This is a genomic window from Klebsiella sp. P1954, assembly GCF_018199955.1.
GTDB lineage: Bacteria > Pseudomonadota > Gammaproteobacteria > Enterobacterales > Enterobacteriaceae > Klebsiella > Klebsiella pneumoniae.
In genome coordinates this window covers 1533942-1551182 of the sequence record NZ_CP073373.1, presented here as the reverse complement: position 1 = coordinate 1551182, position 17241 = coordinate 1533942, and the positions used below count along the sequence as shown (strand labels likewise).

Sequence of the window (17241 nt, the reverse complement as noted above, 5' to 3'; positions counted from 1 at the left end):
GAACGGGAGGCATTATGAATCAGTGGGGCGTTATCTGGTCGGTTCGCGATAGCTTTATTGCCGGGTTATTCGCGACCCTCGAACTGTTTATTACCGCCGCCCTGGCGGCGCTGATTATCGGTATTGCGCTGTGCTATTTTAGCGAATATCAAAAGAAAGTGATTAACCGGATTATTATTGGTTTCGTCAGCCTGATGCGCGCGATCCCTTTTTTGATTCTCGCTTATCTTCTGTATTACGGACTGCCGCAGCTCGGTATTAGCATGGAGCCGTGGACCGCCGGTTTACTGGCCCTGATTATTTATCATGGCGCCTATTTCTTTGAAATATTGCGCAGCCAGCGGCGGGTATTTTCCGGCGGATATATTGAAGCGGCGATTGCCCAGGGCTTTTCTCGCTATGCCATTTTTCGGCGGATTATTTTACCCAATATCGTCTCTTCCGCCTTACCGCTGATCGGCAATCAGCTGATTATTTGCCTGAAGGACACCGCTTTCCTGAGCATTATTACCGTTCAGGAGATCACCGCCGCCGCCAACAGCGTCCAGGCGACCTATTTTATTCCGTTTAACGCCTTTATCGTCGCCATTGGGCTTTACTGGGCGATCAGCATTCTGCTGGAGCTGCTGATTAAGCGCCTGACCGCCTGGGGAGCCAAAAGAGGAATGAGCCATGCCTGAGTCTATTGCCGTAAGCGTCAAAAACGTCTCCAAACAGTTCGATAATGTGGAAGTCCTGCGGGATATTAACCTGACGGTGGAGAAGGGGACTGTGGTGAGTATTCTCGGCTCGTCCGGGTCGGGAAAATCCACCCTGCTGCGCTGTATGAACTGGCTGGAACAGCCGGACCGCGGTGAAATTCATATCGGCGGTCAACGGCTGGGGATTGATGAACAGCGCGGCCGGGCGATGTCGCACCGCCAGCTGGCCAAAATCCGCGAGCGGGTGGGGATGGTCTTTCAGAGTTTTAACCTGTGGCCGCACCTGACCGTGCAGCAGAACGTCAGCGAGGCGCTGCTGCGCGTTAAGGGCATGAAACGAGACGAGGCGAAGGCCATGGCCATGCAGCAGCTGGAGAAAGTCGGCATGGCGCACAAAGCCGATGTTTACCCGATCACTCTCTCCGGCGGGCAGAAGCAGCGGGTGGCGATCGCTCGTTCGCTGGCGATGTCGCCCGAAGTTATTCTCTTCGATGAACCGACGTCGGCGCTGGATCCGGAGCTGGTTAATGAGGTGTTGGGGGTAATGAAAGCCCTTGCCGCCGAGGGCTACACCATGGTGGTGGTGACCCACGAGATGGATTTTGCCCGCCAGGTGTCCAATGAGGTGGTGTTTCTGGAGAAGGGACTGCTGATAGAGAAGGCGCCGCCGGAGAAGTTCTTCACTCAGCCTGACTCCGAACGCGTCAGGCAGTTTCTGCAAAGCAGCCGTTAGTCCGGCCTGCATTCCCTGCCGGCAGCGCCGACAGGGGATGCGTCGGGTTTCGCTTAATCCCGGTCGATAGCGAACGGCTGCCACGCCTGACGCACCGGCATCACCTCCACCCGGTTAATGTTCATATGCGCCGGCAGCGTGGCGATATAAAACATCTGCTCGGCGATATCGCGCGCGCTCAGCGGCGTGGTGCCGCGATAGAGCTTATCCGATGCCGCCTGGTCGCCTTTGGTACGCACCAGGGTGAATTCGGTCTCGGCAATCCCCGGCGCCAGATCGGTGACCCGCACGCCGGTGCCAAGCAGATCGCAGCGCAGGTTATAGCTGAACTGCTTCACAAACGCCTTGCTGGCGCCATACACATGGCTGCCGGGATAGGGCCACTGCCCGGCGATCGAGCCGATATTGATAATACTCGCCCCGGCGCCATGGCGGATCAGCGTCGGCAGCAGGGCGTGAGTGACTGTCACCAGACCGGTGACGTTGGTGTCGATCATCGTTTTCCAGTCCTCTAGCGCCACCTCCTGCGCCGGCAGTGGCGACAGCGCCAGCCCGGCGTTGTTGATCAGGGTGGTGATATCGGCGAAATCGGCGGGCAGCGACGCCACGGCGGCAGCCACCGCCTCGCTGTCACGAACGTCAAGCTCAATAATATGCACCGGCACCCTGGCGGCGAGTCTGTCCTGCAAGGCCTTCAGTCGCGGATAGCGGCGCCCGCTCAGCACCAGCGACCAGCCCGCGTCGGCAAACACCTGCGCTGCCGCTTCGCCAAAACCCGAGGTCGCCCCGGTGATAAACACTACGTTGCTCGTTGCCATCTCATTCTCCTGTGCGGTTGTCCCTTCACTATAAAAACGCCGGACGACAAGGCACAGGGCCAGACGACGGGCAGGGATGTGACACCGTGTCACATCGTTATGCGCGCACTGGCTCTATCCGATTTGCGCGGCCAAGGCCAATGATGAAGCCAACCACTACGACATGAGAGAGGGCAGGGTATGAAGCTGGCAATTCACAACGAGGTCGCGGTAAGCAATGACGAAGTTCGGCAATTAGATCGCGCCTATGTGTTTCATTCATGGTCGATGCAGGGCAATCTCAACCCGCTGGTCATCGCCGGGGCGCAAGGCTGCGAGCTATGGGATTATGAGGGGAACACCTGGCTCGATTTCAGCAGCCAGCTGGTGAACGTCAACATTGGCTATCAGCACCCTCGGGTACTGGCGGCTATGAAGGCGCAGCTGGAGACCCTGGTCACCATCGCGCCCGCCACCGCCAACCTTGCCCGCGGCGAAGCGGCGAAGCGCATCGTCGACCTGGCGCCGGCGGGCTTCAGTAAGGTGTTCTTCACTAACGCCGGGGCGGATGCCAATGAGAACGCGATTCGCATGGCGCGGCTCTATACCGGGCGCGACAAGGTGCTGTCGGCCTATCGTTCCTATCATGGCAACACCGGCAGCGCGATCGCCGCTACCGGCGACTGGCGCCGGGTGCCGAATGAGTTCTCCCGCGGCCATGTTCACTTCTTCAACCCCTACCTTTACCGCAGCGAGTTCAACGCCGCGACTGAAGAAGAGGAGTGCCAGCGCGCGCTGGCGCATCTGCGGCGGATCATTGAATGCGAGGGGCCGACGGCCATCGCGGCGATCCTGCTGGAGTCCATCCCCGGCACGGCCGGGATCCTCGTGCCGCCGGCAGGCTATATGCAGGGCGTGCGCGCCCTGGCCGACGAGTTTGGCATCGTGCTGATCCTCGATGAGGTGATGGCCGGCTTTGGCCGCACCGGCAGCTGGTTCGCCTTCGAGCAGGATGGCGTGGTGCCGGATCTGGTGACCTTTGCCAAGGGGGTTAACGCCGGCTACGTGCCGGCGGGCGGGGTGCTGATTAGCGAGCCGATTGCCCGCTACTTTGACGACCACTTCTTTGCCGGGGGGCTGACCTACTCCGGCCATCCGCTGGCGATGGCGGCGATTGTCGCCACCATCGACGCGATGAAAGAGGAGAAGGTGGTTGAGAACGCGGCCTCTATCGGCAACGAGGTGCTGCGCCCCGGTCTCGAGGCGCTGGCGGAGAAGCACGCCATTATCGGCGAGGTGCGCGGTCGCGGCCTGTTCCAGGCGCTGGAGCTGGTGAGCAGCCGTGAACAAAAAACGCCGCTGACCGCCGCCGACATGGCCGCGATCAAAGGGGCCTTAACCGAGGCCGGGCTGTTGGCCTTTGTGGTGGAGAACCGCATTCACGTGGTGCCGCCGTGCACCATTACTGCTGAGCAGGTGGCGCAAGGGCTGGCGATTTTTGATGCGGTCTTTGCTCGCTTTGCCAGTCTGGCGAAGTAGGGGAGGGGGCCGGATACTGTTGCCCGGCGGCGCGCTTGCCGGGCCTACGGGGTGTGAGCCTGTGAGTGGATCCTGTAGGCCGGGTAAGGCGCAGCCGCCACCCGGCGAAATCAAGGATACCGTGCCTGATATCTTGCCCGGCGGCGCTGCGCTTGCCGGGCCTACGGGGTGTGAGCCTGTGAATGGATCCTGTAGGCCGGGTAAGGCGCAGCCGCCACCCGGCAACACCACGGGTACCGTGCCTGATTATTGCCCGGCGGCGCTGCGCTTGTACGGGCCTAAACGCCAGCCGGACAGTTCCCTCTCCCTTCGGGAGAGGGCCAGGGTGAGGGGAAGCACTGCAGTGTTGTTGTTTATGTTATCGGTGGCTTCAGCGTAGTTTGCGCTCCCGGTTAATTGTCTGCGTTATGTCATTCATGGCGCAGGGAGCACACAGGGGGCGGCCAGTCGCCGCCGCCCCCTGTACCCCCGGGCTCCGGCCAGCAACATCGCCGCTGCGCGGTACCTTCGACTTATCCCTGCAGGCTTCGGGTCGGGCCGAGGCAGCGTCCGTGCAAAACACGGCCCTCAGCCCGCATTCATGCGGGCTGCCCCGGCCTTCCGGGAACGTCTCAGCGATGTTGAGGCCGCCAGCACCGGCAGTTTCAGCAGCCCCAGGACCCGCGGTGATTTGGGGCTGTAGGCCGGGTAAGGCGCAGCCGCCACCCGGCGAAATCAAGGATACCGTGCCTGATATCTTGCCCGGCGGCGCTGCGCTTGCACGGGCCTACGGGGTGTGAGCCTGTGAGTGGATCCTGTAGGTCGGGTAAGCGAAGCGCCACCCGACAAAACAACCGCGCATACGCTGACCTCACCTCATCCGGTGCTCTCCATTGACCAACGCTTCGCGATCGAAAAAGCGCTGGATCACGCCCTCCGCCATAAACGCCGCCCGATCGGACATATGGGCGATGACGTCGGCATCGTGGCTGACCAGCAGATAGGTCATGCCGTGCTCCTGTTTCAGACGATTAAGTAGATTAAGGATTTCCGCCTGTACCGACATATCCAGCGCCGAGGTCGGCTCATCCAGCAGCAGGATCTGCGGGCGCAGCAGCAGGGCGCGGGCAATGGCCACGCGCTGCCGTTGGCCGCCGGAGAGCTGATGCGGATAGCGGCGCACGGCGTCGGCGGCCAGACCCACCTGCTCAAGGGCGGTGGTTACTCGCGGGGCAACGTCGCGGATGCCGTGGATCTGCAGCGGCTCCGCCAGGGTGCGCCACAGGGTATGGTTGGGATGCAGCGAGGCGTACGGATCCTGAAACACCATCTGCACGTTGCGCCGCAGATCGCCCTGAAAGCGGGCGCCCGGCATAATGGCCTGGCCGAGCAGATCCACGCTGCCGCGCCATTCACGCTGCAATCCGGCCAGCACGCGCAAAATCGTCGATTTGCCGCAGCCCGAGGCGCCGATCAGGCTGAAGGTTTCCCCGGCGTCGACACGGAAACTGGCGGCGGAGACCGCCGTCTTCGCGCCGAATGTAACCTGTAAATCCTGAAGATTAACGATCGCCATGGGCTGTCTCCGTAAAGTCCTGGGTTCTGTCGAGGGTCGGCAGCATCTGGCCGTAGGTGTGGGCATTTGGCCGGCAGGTCCACAGGGTGCGGGTGTAAGGGTGCGTCGCGCTCGGCAGCGCCCGCGCCGGCATCTCGTCGACCTGTCTCCCCTGGTACATCACCAGCACGCGATCGCAATGCGCGGCCACCAGCGGTAGATCGTGGCTGATCAGTAACATGGCCATCTGCCGCTGCGCGCACTGCTCCACCAGCAGCTCGAGGATCTGGTTGCGCAGGCGGGCGTCGAGGGCCGAGGTCGGCTCGTCGGCTATCAGCACCTTCGGGTTATTGAGCAGCGCGAGGGCGATCATCACCCGCTGTCCCATCCCGCCGGAGAGTTCGCCGGGATAGCGGCTGAGGACCGGCAGATCCAGACCGACGGCGGCGATGGCGTCTTTGACCGCCTCGGCGCGCGCGCGGCGGCTGAGACGCTGATGGAGGGTTAACGCCTCCTCCAGCTGCGTCTGAATGGTCTGCACCGGATTCAGCGCATAGCGCGGGTCCTGCAGCACCATGGCGATATCGTTGCCGCGCAGCGCGCGCCAGCCGCGGGCGCTGAGGGTCAGCACATCGCGCCCCAGCACCTCCAGCCGTTCAGCGCTCACCACCCCGGGCTTGCGCACCAGGCCCATCAGCGCCCGGGCGGTCATCGATTTGCCGGAGCCGGATTCGCCCACCAGCGCCAGCCGCTCGTTGCCGAGGGTGAAGCTGACGTTGTCCACCACCCGGGCGGTGGGATAGTCGACGGCGAGTCCCTGGACGGTCAGTCGGATGTCAGTCATGTTGCGGCTCCAGAATATCGCGCAGGCCATCGCCCAGCAGGTTAAACGCCAGGCTGGCAAGCAGGATCGCCGCGCCGGGGATGGCGGCGATCCACCACTGGTCGAAAATCACCTGCATCCCGTCGGCAATCATCGCTCCCCACTCCGCCATCGGCGGGCGGGCGCCCAGGCCGAGAAAGCCGAGCCCGGCGGCGGCGAGGATAATGCCCGCCAGATCGAGCGCCAGCCGGACAATCGCCGACGGCAGACACAGCGGCAGAATATGGCCGACCAGCAGCCGCCCGCCGCGAATGCCCAGCATCTCCGCCGCGGCGAGGTAGTCGCTATGGCGCAGGCGCTGAATTTCGCTGCGCGCCTGACGGGCGTAGGCCGGCCAGGTGGTCAGGGCTAACGCCAGCGCGCCGTTGACCAGCCCCGGGCCGAGCATCGCCACGAACGCGAAGGCGAGGATCAGGCGCGGCATCGACATCACCACGTCGGTAAAGCGCATCAGTATCCGCTCCAGCCACCCGCCATAGTAACCGGAGAGGATACCTACCAGCAGCCCGACGGGCAGGGTAATGGCGGTCACCAGCGCCACCAGACCCAGCGCCGGGCGGGCGCCGTAGAGCAAGCGCGACAGCAGGTCGCGGCCGTAGCTGTCGGTGCCGAGCCAGTGTCCCGCCCCGGGCCCCTGCAGACGAGCGGCGGCATCCTGCCAGTTGGGATCGTGCGGCGCCAGCCACGGGGCGAACAGCGCGGTCAGCACCAGCAGGATCACCAGGGTCAGGCCGCTGAAGGCGGCGGGTGAGCGGCGCAGACGGCGTAAAAACAGATAAGTCGGCATCAGCGCACCCTCGGATCGGTTAACCGTACCAGCAGGTCGGTCAGGTTATTGATCAGCACAAAACTCACGCCGATCAGCAGCGTGCCGCCCATGATCGCCGTGGTATCCCCGGCGAACAGCGCCGTGGTGAGATAGCGGCCGATCCCCGGCCACGAGAAGACGGTTTCGGTGAGCACCGCCCCTTCGAGCATGGAGGTCCAGGCGAGAGCGGTCACCGTCAGCAGAGTGCCGCGGATATTGGGCAGGACGTGGCGCAGCAGAATCGTCATCTCTCCGGCCCCTTTGGCCCGCGCCAGCAGAATGTACTCTTTGTTCATCTCGCTCAGGCAGGCGGAGCGGGTCAGGCGGGTGATGCTGGCCAGCGAGTAATAGGCCAGCACCAGCACCGGCAGCGCCAGATGGCCGATCGCATTTTTAAACGCCGCGGTATCGCCGGAGAGCCAGGTGTCGATCAGCGCAAAACCGCTGCGTGGCTCGACGGTGTACTGATAAATATCGTCGAGGCGACCCGGGCCTGGCGCCCACTGCAGCCGGGCGTAGAACAGGGCCAGCATCAGCAGGCCGAGCCAGAAAATGGGCACCGAGTTGCCCAACAGGGTAAAGGTGCGAACCGCCAGATCCCACGGCGAACCGGCGTAACGGGCGCACAGCACCCCGGCGACGATGCCCAGTACCGCGCCGACGATCAGCGCCAGGGTCGCCAGCTCAAGGGTCGCCGGAAAGACCGCCAGCAGGTCGTGGAGCACCGGCTGGCCGGTGGCGCTGGCGATGCCAAGATCGCCATGGGCCAGGTTGACCAGGTAGTGCCAGAACTGCACCGGCAGCGGCTGGTCGAGACCCAGCTGATGGCGAACCTGGTCATAGGTCGACTGGCTGGCATGGTCGCCGACGATCTGCAGTACGCGGTCGACGGGCGACAGCGCGGAGAGCGAGAAGGTGACCAGCAACAGCCCGAACAGCGTGAGCAGCAGCGTAAACAGCCCCTGCAGCAGGCGGGTAAGGTGAGTGGAAAACGATAGCATGGAAAATGGAAATTCCTGGTATATCAGCATTGTACCCGGCGGCGCGATGCCGACCGGGCCTGGGTGAGGAGTCGGTCATCCGGGCAGACAAGGCCGCCGTACCCGGTGACAAAACCCGCTTACTTGGTCACGTTATCGTACCAGACCATGTCGGCGTTCAGTCCCTGCTGATAGCCCTTCACGTTGTCACGCACCACGATCTGGGTTTTTCCCTGGTCAATGAAGACGTACGGCGAATGCTGGAGCAGGGTTTCCTGCATCGTTTTGTACAGGCCGAGGCGTTTCGCTGGGTCCGGCTCCGCCACCGCGGCGAGGGTGGCTTTATTCAGCTCAGGGATCTGCCAGCCGTTGAGCCCGGCCACGGTGCTGGATTTACCATCGTTCCAGGCAAAGGCGCTGGCATTAGAGTGGGCATCAAAGTAGTCCGGGATCCACAGGCGGATCGCCGCCTGATGCTGCTTCGCGCGCACCCGGGCATAGACCTGGCTGCCGGCGGCGGGTAGCAGATCCACCTTCACCCCGCCCTGGGCAAAGCTGGCCTGCAGCGATTGGGCGATGGTGATAAACGGCGGTTTGTTCTCCACATCAAGGGTGAAGTGGGCATCCTTAATGCCCGCTTTATCGAGGATAGCCTTAGCTTTTTGCGGATCAAAGGTGAACGGATTAGTCTCCAGCGCCCCCGGCAGGCCGGCCGGCAGGAAGCTTTGGTGAATAAAGTACTGGCCTTTCAGCAGATTTTTGGTGATGCCCTCATAATCGACCAGCCAGCGCGCCGCCTCCCAGAAGGCCGGGTTATTGAGCAGCGGGTTGGCGCTGTTGGCGGTATTAAACACCAGGTAGTTCTGCTCGGCGGACGGGATGCTCAGCACCTTCACGCCGGGTTTATCCTGCAGGGCGGCAATCTGGTCAGCGCCGAGATCGCGCGCCACGTCGGCATCCCCCTGCTGGATCAGCAGGCGGCGGGAAGCCGGGTCGGGGACGTTTTTAATAATGATGCTCTTGATCTTCGGCGCGCCGGTGGGGGAGCTGGCGTTGGCCTCCAGCACGATGGCCTGATGCGGCTGGTAGACGCGCATTTTATAGGCCCCGCTGCCCGCCGAGTGCATCTTCAGCCAGTCGTTGCCGAAGTCATTATTTTTCGCGTTCGGCGCCACCTGTTTTTCATCAACGATAGAGGCGATGGGGGTGGAGAGAATATTCAGCGCCACCGCCGGGCTGACGTCGGCGGTCCAGTGCAGCGTCAGGGTATGGTCATCAACCTTTTTCAGCTGGCTGGCGATGTTGTCCGGCTGCCAGCCGAGCACGTTGAGAATAAACGCCGGCGATTTATTCAGCGTCACCGCGCGGGTGTAAGAGAAAATCACATCTTCCGGGCGCAGCGGATTACCGGAGGCGAATTTGGCATCCGGCTTCAGTTTAATGGTCAGGGTTTTCGCCGCCGGATCGGCCTGCCAGCTTTCGGCGAGGATCGGTACGATTTTTTCAGGGTTGTTGCGGTCGGGCTGCACCAGACGCTGATAGAGGCTGGGGACCGTCTGAATGCTGGAGAGTTCGTTCGCTTCCGCCGGGTCGAGGCTGACGATATCGTCGAGACCCTGGGCGACCACCAGCGTGTTGGGCGGCGTGGCGGCATGCGCGGCGGCGGAGAGCGCCGACAGTAGCAGTAAAGGCAACAGTTTTTTGGTCATGTGCAATCCCTGAAGAATGGTTATTTTATTGTTTTATGCCTCGCTACGTTAGGCCGCTTGCCATAAGGCGTAAAGTCAAAATAAGGATATCCTTATGCTAAAAACGCATATTCAAGAACGACAGGTTATTGCCGGTCGCGCAGAAGCGCCTTTCTCCGCTGCGGGGTTCTTGCTATAACGCATTGTCTATTGCGAGGAGGTGGGTGTGCCGGAAATCAATGAGTATGGCCAGCAGGTGAACGACCTGGTCCCTGGCTGGCAGGGGGCGCAAGTCCTGCGGCGGACAGCGTTAAATGGCCGTTTTTGCCGCCTGGAGCCGCTGGACGTTGACCGTCATGCGGCGGATCTGTTTGCCGCCTATGCGCTCGGCGACAACAGCGACTGGACGTGGCTGGCGTCTACGCGGCCGGAGAGCGTGGCGGCGACCGCCCACTGGATCGCGGGCAAGGTGAATGATGATGCTCTGGTGCCGTATGCGGTGGTTGACCTGCGTAGCGAGCAGGCGGTGGGCATCGTCAGCTATATGGCGATCGAGCGGGAAATGGGCACGGTTGAGATCGGCCATGTCACCTGGTCGCGACGGATGAAAAACACCCCGCTGGGTACCGAAGCGGTCTGGCTGCTGCTCAAAAACGGCTTTGACCATGGCTATCGTCGGCTGGAGTGGAAATGCGATTCGATGAATGTCGCCTCGCGCCGCGCCGCCGAGCGGCTGGGCTTTAGCTGGGAAGGACGTCTGCGGCAGAGGCTGGTGCGTAAAGGGCGGACGCGCGACAGCGATATGCTGTCCATCATCGACGGCGAGTGGCCTGCGCGCGATGCGGCGCTGCGGGCGTGGCTGGCGGCGGAGAACTTTACTGCCGACGGTCAGCAGATTAAGCGCCTGGAGGCGTTTCGCTAACATCAACCTATGGGGTCAAAACCCGGAACGGCACCCCGGTCGCGCTGCGCTTACCGGGGCTACGTTACATCGCCTCAGGGTAGGCCGGGCAAGGCGTAGTCGCCGCCCGGCATTGACCTGTTAGCGGCGAACCGGCGCGTCGCCAGCGACATAATACGTCGCGGTGCTGCGCGGCAGCGGCTGGCGGCCGCGAATGGCGTCGGCCATCTTCTCGCCGATCATAATGGTGGTGGCGTTGAGGTTGCCGGTGATGATCTGCGGCATGATCGAGGCGTCGACCACCCGCAATCCTTCCAGACCGTGGACGCGGCCCTCGCCATCGACCACCGCCATCTCGTCGTAACCCATCTTACAGGTCCCGCACGGGTGGAACGCGGTCTCGGCGTGGTTGCGCACAAACTCATCCAGTTCGGCATCGCTCTGGCATTCTATTCCCGGACTGATTTCGCGACCGCGATACTTATCCAGCGCCGGCTGGTTCATGATCTCCCGGGTAATGCGGATGGCGTCGCGGAACTCCTGCCAGTCCTGCTCATGGGACATATAGTTAAACAGGATCGCCGGATGGGCGTGCGGGTCGCGCGACTTCAGGCGCACGTGGCCGCGGCTGGGCGAACGCATCGAGCCGACGTGGCACTGGAAGCCGTGCTCTTTCACCGCGTTGGAGCCATTGTAGTTAATCGCCACCGGCAGGAAGTGGTACTGAATGTTCGGCCAGGCGAACTCTGCGCGGCTGCGGATAAAACCGCCCGCTTCGAACTGGTTGCTGGCGCCGATGCCGGTGCCGCCGAACAGCCACTCGGCGCCGATCTTCGGCTGGTTCCACCACTGTAGCGCCGGGTAGAGCGATACCGGCTCTTTGCACTCGTACTGCAGATACATCTCCAGATGGTCCTGCAGGTTCTCACCCACGCCGGGGAGATCGTGCACCACCGGGATATCGAACTGCCTGAGCAGCTCCGGGTTACCCACTCCGGAGCGCTGCAGGATCTGCGGCGAGGCAATCGCCCCGGCGCACAGCAGCACCTCTTTGTTGGCCGTCGCTTTTGACGGGATCGTGCTCTCTCCCTCCAGCCACTCGACGCCCACCGCGCGCTTGCCGGCAAAAATAATGTGATCGGTCAGCGCATGGGTGCGGATGGTCAGGTTCGGGCGACCGCGCGCCTGGTCGAGATAGCCGCGGGCGGTGCTGGCGCGACGGCCCTGCGGCGTCACGGTGCGGTCCATCGGGCCAAAGCCTTCCTGCTGGTAGCCGTTGAGATCGTCGGTACGCGGATAGCCCGCCTGCACCCCGGCTTCAACCATCGCCTCGAAGAGCGGATTATTGCCCGGCTTCGGCGTCGTCACGCTCACCGGGCCATCGCCGCCGTGGTAGTCGTTAGGCCCGATATCGCGGGTTTCCGCTTTCCGGTAGTAGGGCAGGCAGTCGAGATAGCTCCAGTGTTCCAGACCCGGCTCTTTGGCCCAGTTATCCAGATCCATCGCGTTACCGCGAATGTAGCACATGCCGTTGATCAGCGAGGATCCGCCGAGCCCTTTGCCGCGTCCGCACTCCATGCGGCGATTGTTCATGTACGGCTCAGGTTCGGTCTCGTAGGCCCAGTTGTAGCGCTTGCCCTGCAGCGGATAAGCCAGCGCGGCGGGCATCTGGGTGCGGAAATCGAACCGGTAGTCAGGGCCGCCGGCTTCCAGCAGCAGGACGGTGGTGTTTGGATCTTCAGTCAGTCGTGTTGCCAGAACGTTGCCGGCGGAGCCGGCACCAATAATGATGTAGTCAAATTGCAAAAAAACCTCCCGGTTAAAATATGGACTGGAATTTACCCATCTCAACCTGGATGGACTTCACCTGGGTGTAACTCTGCAGCGTCATCACGCCGTTCTCGCGGCCAATGCCGGAGTGTTTGTAGCCGCCAACCGGCATTTCCGCCGGGGATTCCCCCCAGCTGTTGATCCAGCAGATGCCGGCTTCCAGCTGGTGGATAATTCGGTGAGCGCGGTTGAGGTTGGGCGTCACCACGCCGGCGGCGAGGCCGTATTCGGTGGCGTTGGCGCGGCGAATGACCTCCGCTTCGTCGGCATAGCTGAGGATCGACATCACCGGGCCGAAGATCTCTTCGCGCACGATGGTCATCTCGTCGCTGCAATCGGTAAACACCGTCGGGGCGACCCACGCGCCGTTATCGAAACCGTCGCCTTTCAGCGCCTCGCCGCCGCACAGCAGGCGCGCGCCTTCGCGTTTGCCGCTCTCGATATAGCGCAGAACGTTGTCGCGATGGGGGAAGCTGACCAGCGGGCCGAAGTTGGTGTCGTCGGCAAACAGATCGCCGGCGCGGATGCGGGCCACCCGCTCGAGGATCTTGTGCTCGAATTCCGCCTTCCGTTTCGCCGGGACAAATACCCGGGTGCCGTTGGTGCAGACCTGACCGGAGCTGTAAAAGTTGGCCATCATGGCAATATCGGCGGCGAGGTCGAGGTCGGCATCATCGGCGATAATCAGCGGCGATTTGCCGCCCAGCTCCATGGTGACCTCTTTCAGTGATGACGCGGCCGAGTTGGCCATCACTTTTTTGCCGCTGGCGACGCCGCCGGTGAAGGAGATTTTGGCGATGTCCGGATGCTCGGTCAGATACTGGCCGGTTTCCGCGCCGATCCCTGGCAGGACGTTAAACACCCCGTCCGGCAGGCCCGCTTCGCTGTAAATTTCCGCCAGCTTGAGGGCGGTCAGCGGGGTGACTTCGCTCGGTTTGAAAATCATCGCATTGCCAGCGGCCAGCGCTGGCGCCGATTTCCACAGGGCGATCTGGATCGGGTAGTTCCACGCGCCGATCCCGGCTACCACCCCCAGCGGTTCGCGACGGGTGTAGACGAAGGAACTGTCGCGCAGCGGGATCTGGCTGCCTTCCAGCGCCGGGATCAATCCGGCGTAATACTCCAGCACGTCGGCGCCGGTGACGATATCGACGGCGGCGGTTTCGCTGAGGGGTTTCCCGGTATCCAGCGTCTCCAGCCGCGCCAGCTCGTCGTTGCGCTGGCGCAGAAGGTCGACGGCGCGACGCAGGATGCGCGAGCGTTCCATGGCGGTCATCGCCGCCCAGATTTTTTGCCCACGCTGCGCGCTCTCGACGGCGCGGTCGACATCCTCGCGTCCGGCAGCCTGAACGGTCGCCAGCACCTCGCCAGTGGCAGGGTTGATGGTCTCGAAGGTGCGACCGCTGGTGGCCGATGTATAACCACCATTAATATAAAGCTGCTGTTCTGCCATTCGGGACATAACGCCTCCTCGGTTATGGGTTCGGTAAATGCTGACGAATAAAGTGGCTGGTCAGCGACTGCGCCAGCGTTTTATCCAGCGGTTTGCCGCTGAGCGCCGCCCGCAGCCACAGGCCGTCTATCAGCGCCGCCAGCCCGTAGCCGGCCTCCTGCGCCTGCTCGCGCGGCAGCTCGCGGCGGAATTCGTACACCAGGTTCGACAGCAGGCGACGGCTGCTGACCTGCTGTAACCGATAAAGCATCGGCTGGTGCATGCTGCTGGCCCAAAAGGCCAGCCAGGCCTTCATCGCCGCGCTGCTGATCTGCGTCTCATCAAAGTTGCCGCCGACAATCGCCTGCAGGCGCTGGCTGGCGCTGCCGTCCGGCAGAGCGTGCAGACGGTTGAGCACCGCGTCGCGCAGCTGGCTGGTGATGTCGCGCATGGTCGCCTCCAGCAGACCATTTTTGTCTTTGAAATAGTGACTGATGATCCCCGTCGATACGCCCGCCCGCCGGGCAATCTGCGCGATGGTCGCGTCGTGCATTCCGACTTCATTTATTGCGTCCAGCGTGGCGTCGATCAGCTGCCTGCGCCGGATCGGCTGCATCCCCAGTTTGGGCATTTTTGCCACTCCATTCATCAGCGTTGGTTAACTATTAAAGCGGTTTTTGATTGGACGTTCAATATAAAATGTGTCTTAATTGTTGCGGATTTGGATTTTAATAGTTACAAAAACAGTGGGGATACTGGATGACAGATCTTTCGCAAAGCAGAGAAAAGGACAAAATCAATCCGGTGGTTTTTTATACCTCGGCCGGACTGATTTTGTTGTTTTCCCTGATGACGATCTTTTTTCGCGATTTTTCTGCCGAGTGGATTGGGCGCACCCTGGACTGGGTGTCGAAAACCTTCGGCTGGTACTATCTGCTGGCGGCGACGCTGTATATCGTCTTCGTCGTCTGCATTGCCTGCTCGCGCTTCGGCTCGGTGAAGCTCGGGCCGGAGCAGTCAAAGCCCGAGTTCAGCCTGCTGAGCTGGGCGGCGATGCTGTTCGCCGCCGGCATCGGCATCGACCTGATGTTCTTCTCAGTCGCCGAGCCGGTGACGCAATATATGCAGCCGCCGGAAGGGGCGGGGCAGACCATCGAGGCGGCGCGCCAGGCGATGGTCTGGACCCTGTTTCACTATGGCTTAACCGGTTGGTCAATGTATGCCCTGATGGGCATGGCGCTGGGATACTTTAGCTATCGTTATAATTTGCCGCTCACCATCCGCTCGGCGCTGTACCCGATTTTTGGCAAACGGATCAATGGGCCCATCGGCCACAGCGTCGATATTGCGGCGGTGATCGGCACCATCTTCGGCATCGCCACCACCCTCGGTATCGGCGTCGTGCAGCTCAACTACGGTCTGAGCGTGCTGTTCGATATTCCGGACTCGCTGGCGGCGAAAGCGGCCCTGATTGCGCTGTCGGTGATCATCGCCACCATCTCGGTCACCTCCGGGGTGGACAAGGGCATCCGCGTGCTCTCCGAGCTGAACGTCGCCCTCGCGCTGGGGCTGATCCTGTTCGTGCTGTTCATGGGGGATACCTCCTTCCTGCTCAATGCGTTAGTGCTCAACGTCGGCGACTACGTCAATCGCTTTATGGGCATGACGCTGAACAGCTTCGCCTTCGACCGGCCGGTGGAATGGATGAACAACTGGACGCTCTTTTTCTGGGCGTGGTGGGTGGCCTGGTCGCCGTTTGTGGGCCTGTTCCTGGCGCGCATTTCGCGCGGGCGCACCATCCGCCAGTTTGTGATGGGCACCCTGATTATTCCCTTCACCTTTACCCTGCTGTGGCTGTCGGTGTTCGGCAACAGCGCGCTGTATGAGATCATCCACGGCGACGCGGCCTTTGCCCAGGAGGCGATGGCCCACCCGGAGCGCGGCTTCTACAGCCTGCTGGCGCAGTATCCGGCGTTTACCTTTAGCGCGTCGGTGGCGACCATCACCGGTCTGCTGTTTTACGTTACCTCCGCCGACTCCGGCGCGCTGGTGCTGGGGAACTTCACCTCGAAGCTGAAGGATATCAACAGCGACGCCCCGAACTGGCTGCGCATCTTCTGGTCGGTGGCCATCGGTCTGTTGACCCTCGGGATGCTGATGACCAACGGCATCTCGGCGCTGCAGAACACCACGGTGATCATGGGGCTGCCGTTCAGCTTTGTGATTTTCTTCGTGATGGCCGGACTGTATAAATCTCTGAAAGTGGAAGATTACCGTCGGGTCAGCGCCAGCCGCGACACTGCCCCGCGCCCGATGGGCCTCCAGGATCGTCTGAGCTGGAAGAAGCGCCTGTCGCGGCTGATGAATTACCCCGGCACGCGCTATACCAAACTGATGATGGAGACGGTGTGCTACCCGGCGATGGAGGAGGTGGCCCAGGAGCTGCGGCTGCGCGGCGCCGCGGTGGAACTGAAGAGCCTGCCGCCGGAAGAGGGTGAGAACCTTGGCCACCTCGATCTGCTGGTGCACATGGGCGACGAGCAGAACTTTATCTACAAGATCTGGCCGCAGCAGTACTCGGTGCCGGGCTTTACCTATCGGGCGCGCAGCGGGAAATCCACCTATTACCGGCTGGAGACCTTCCTGCTGGAGGGCAGTCAGGGTAACGACCTGATGGACTACAGCAAAGAGCAGGTGATCACCGATATTCTCGACCAGTACGAGCGGCACCTGAACTTTATCCATCTGCATCGGGAAGCGCCGGGGAACAGCGTGATGTTCCCGGATGGCTAATCAGGGAAGCCCCCGTCGGGGAAAGGCTGACGGGGGCGATGGTCGTTACTGGTAGTTAAAGGCGTCCGGATGGTTGTCGAGGCTGCCGCTGAGGGCGGCAAACAGCACGGTTTTGCCATCGATGGACAGGGCATCGCTGACGTTAAGCCAGGTCAGCTTCTCCTGGTCGGTTTTTTCATCGACCACCGAGTAAACGCCGGACATCTGTTTGCTTTTTTCCGACCAGATCACCGCGATACGTTCATGGCCGCAGTCGTGGGGTTTGCAGGCGCTTAACACCTGCCAGGATTCGCTACCCAGTTTCACCGTCTGCGCGGGCGAACCGGTGCCGCCGGTGGTCACCCAGGCGGGCAGCTGATGGCCTTTGACCATCTGGTTAAACGACGCCCGGGTGGCGGCATCTTGAGCCAGACTGTTCAGCGTGACATCGCCTTGCGCCATAACGCTGGCGGAGGCGGCTAAGGCGACGATAGCGGTAAGAGCTTTAAACATGTTTCCTCCTGGACTTATTCCGTCCTCATAACAAGCCTCTTTATAGTGAGCGTAGAGAATGATTAATGCAAACTCTGACATATTTTCTGTGAATGATTAGAAGCGGTGCGCGCATGGACGTTACGCTAAG

15 protein-coding genes are annotated in these 17241 nt (G+C 61.9%); 5 read left to right on the top strand and 10 right to left on the bottom strand.

Going from position 1 to position 17241, the window contains the following annotated elements:
• The first annotated feature begins 14 nt into the window (after nucleotides 1–14).
• The gene (locus KB890_RS07580) at nucleotides 15–680 is read left to right on the top strand and encodes an amino acid ABC transporter permease (protein WP_002893189.1); all 666 of its coding nucleotides are present in this window, start codon (nucleotides 15–17) and stop codon (nucleotides 678–680) included.
• Nucleotides 673–1434, top strand: a complete 762-nt coding sequence (locus tag KB890_RS07575) for an amino acid ABC transporter ATP-binding protein (RefSeq protein ID WP_004151676.1) — start codon at nucleotides 673–675, stop codon at nucleotides 1432–1434. Before KB890_RS07580 ends, KB890_RS07575 begins: the two co-directional genes overlap by 8 nt.
• A gap of 53 nt (nucleotides 1435–1487) precedes the next feature.
• Here KB890_RS07575 and KB890_RS07570 read toward each other — a convergent pair whose 3' ends face one another.
• Nucleotides 1488–2252, bottom strand: a complete 765-nt coding sequence (locus tag KB890_RS07570) for an SDR family NAD(P)-dependent oxidoreductase (RefSeq protein WP_004176941.1) — start codon at nucleotides 2250–2252, stop codon at nucleotides 1488–1490.
• A 180-nt stretch (nucleotides 2253–2432) separates the two neighbouring features.
• Between KB890_RS07570 and KB890_RS07565 the strand changes: the two genes are divergently transcribed.
• A complete protein-coding gene (locus tag KB890_RS07565; RefSeq protein WP_004183313.1) occupies nucleotides 2433–3770 on the top strand; it encodes an aspartate aminotransferase family protein in 1338 nt (445 codons plus the stop codon).
• 850 nt (nucleotides 3771–4620) lie between these two features.
• On the opposite strand, the gene KB890_RS07560 is transcribed toward KB890_RS07565, so the two are convergent.
• From KB890_RS07560 to KB890_RS07540, 5 genes are all read right to left on the bottom strand, one after another.
• Complete coding sequence (locus KB890_RS07560; RefSeq protein ID WP_004178936.1) at nucleotides 4621–5325, bottom strand: ABC transporter ATP-binding protein; 705 nt, start codon at nucleotides 5323–5325, stop codon at nucleotides 4621–4623.
• Nucleotides 5312–6148 (bottom strand): ABC transporter ATP-binding protein, encoded by an 837-nt coding sequence (locus KB890_RS07555; RefSeq protein WP_004178937.1) that lies wholly within the window; start codon nucleotides 6146–6148, stop codon nucleotides 5312–5314. Before KB890_RS07555 ends, KB890_RS07560 begins: the two co-directional genes overlap by 14 nt.
• Nucleotides 6141–6974, bottom strand: a complete 834-nt coding sequence (locus tag KB890_RS07550; RefSeq protein WP_004142505.1) for an ABC transporter permease — start codon at nucleotides 6972–6974, stop codon at nucleotides 6141–6143. Before KB890_RS07550 ends, KB890_RS07555 begins: the two co-directional genes overlap by 8 nt.
• Nucleotides 6974–7996 (bottom strand): ABC transporter permease, encoded by a 1023-nt coding sequence (locus KB890_RS07545; RefSeq protein WP_004178939.1) that lies wholly within the window; start codon nucleotides 7994–7996, stop codon nucleotides 6974–6976. Before KB890_RS07545 ends, KB890_RS07550 begins: the two co-directional genes overlap by 1 nt.
• Nucleotides 7997–8115: 119 nt before the next feature.
• Nucleotides 8116–9684: an ABC transporter substrate-binding protein gene (locus KB890_RS07540; protein WP_004142499.1), complete on the bottom strand. Its 1569-nt coding sequence runs from the start codon at nucleotides 9682–9684 to the stop codon at nucleotides 8116–8118.
• A 205-nt stretch (nucleotides 9685–9889) separates the two neighbouring features.
• Between KB890_RS07540 and KB890_RS07535 the strand changes: the two genes are divergently transcribed.
• On the top strand, nucleotides 9890–10585 hold the full coding sequence (locus KB890_RS07535; protein ID WP_002893466.1) for a GNAT family N-acetyltransferase: 696 nt from the start codon (nucleotides 9890–9892) through the stop codon (nucleotides 10583–10585).
• A gap of 120 nt (nucleotides 10586–10705) precedes the next feature.
• Here the strand turns inward: KB890_RS07535 and betA are convergent, their stop codons facing one another.
• From betA to betI, 3 genes are read right to left on the bottom strand one after another with little or no spacing between them, the layout of a single operon-like run.
• Complete coding sequence (gene betA, locus KB890_RS07530; protein ID WP_004142489.1) at nucleotides 10706–12370, bottom strand: choline dehydrogenase; 1665 nt, start codon at nucleotides 12368–12370, stop codon at nucleotides 10706–10708.
• Between the two features lie 13 nt (nucleotides 12371–12383).
• Nucleotides 12384–13856, bottom strand: a complete 1473-nt coding sequence (gene betB, locus KB890_RS07525) for a betaine-aldehyde dehydrogenase (RefSeq protein ID WP_004178943.1) — start codon at nucleotides 13854–13856, stop codon at nucleotides 12384–12386.
• A 13-nt stretch (nucleotides 13857–13869) separates the two neighbouring features.
• Nucleotides 13870–14457: a transcriptional regulator BetI gene (gene betI, locus KB890_RS07520; protein ID WP_004151671.1), complete on the bottom strand. Its 588-nt coding sequence runs from the start codon at nucleotides 14455–14457 to the stop codon at nucleotides 13870–13872.
• A gap of 128 nt (nucleotides 14458–14585) precedes the next feature.
• Here betI and betT point away from each other — a divergent pair, with 128 nt between their 5' ends.
• The gene (betT, locus tag KB890_RS07515) at nucleotides 14586–16619 is read left to right on the top strand and encodes a choline BCCT transporter BetT (RefSeq protein ID WP_004142478.1); all 2034 of its coding nucleotides are present in this window, start codon (nucleotides 14586–14588) and stop codon (nucleotides 16617–16619) included.
• 45 nt (nucleotides 16620–16664) lie between these two features.
• Here betT and ivy read toward each other — a convergent pair whose 3' ends face one another.
• Nucleotides 16665–17111, bottom strand: coding sequence for an Ivy family C-type lysozyme inhibitor (gene ivy, locus KB890_RS07510; protein ID WP_020324260.1), 447 nt, complete (start codon nucleotides 17109–17111; stop codon nucleotides 16665–16667).
• Nucleotides 17112–17241: the final 130 nt, after the last annotated feature.

Coding starts and splice junctions, on each gene's coding strand:
- KB890_RS07580 (WP_002893189.1), top strand. CDS start 15: ATGAATCAGTGGGGCGTTATCTGGTCGGTTCGCGATAGCTTTATTGCC.
- KB890_RS07575 (WP_004151676.1), top strand. CDS start 673: ATGCCTGAGTCTATTGCCGTAAGCGTCAAAAACGTCTCCAAACAGTTC.
- KB890_RS07570 (WP_004176941.1), bottom strand. CDS start 2,252: ATGGCAACGAGCAACGTAGTGTTTATCACCGGGGCGACCTCGGGTTTT.
- KB890_RS07565 (WP_004183313.1), top strand. CDS start 2,433: ATGAAGCTGGCAATTCACAACGAGGTCGCGGTAAGCAATGACGAAGTT.
- KB890_RS07560 (WP_004178936.1), bottom strand. CDS start 5,325: ATGGCGATCGTTAATCTTCAGGATTTACAGGTTACATTCGGCGCGAAG.
- KB890_RS07555 (WP_004178937.1), bottom strand. CDS start 6,148: ATGACTGACATCCGACTGACCGTCCAGGGACTCGCCGTCGACTATCCC.
- KB890_RS07550 (WP_004142505.1), bottom strand. CDS start 6,974: ATGCCGACTTATCTGTTTTTACGCCGTCTGCGCCGCTCACCCGCCGCC.
- KB890_RS07545 (WP_004178939.1), bottom strand. CDS start 7,996: ATGCTATCGTTTTCCACTCACCTTACCCGCCTGCTGCAGGGGCTGTTT.
- KB890_RS07540 (WP_004142499.1), bottom strand. CDS start 9,684: ATGACCAAAAAACTGTTGCCTTTACTGCTACTGTCGGCGCTCTCCGCC.
- betB (WP_004178943.1), bottom strand. CDS start 13,856: ATGTCCCGAATGGCAGAACAGCAGCTTTATATTAATGGTGGTTATACA.
- betI (WP_004151671.1), bottom strand. CDS start 14,457: ATGCCCAAACTGGGGATGCAGCCGATCCGGCGCAGGCAGCTGATCGAC.
- betT (WP_004142478.1), top strand. CDS start 14,586: ATGACAGATCTTTCGCAAAGCAGAGAAAAGGACAAAATCAATCCGGTG.
- ivy (WP_020324260.1), bottom strand. CDS start 17,111: ATGTTTAAAGCTCTTACCGCTATCGTCGCCTTAGCCGCCTCCGCCAGC.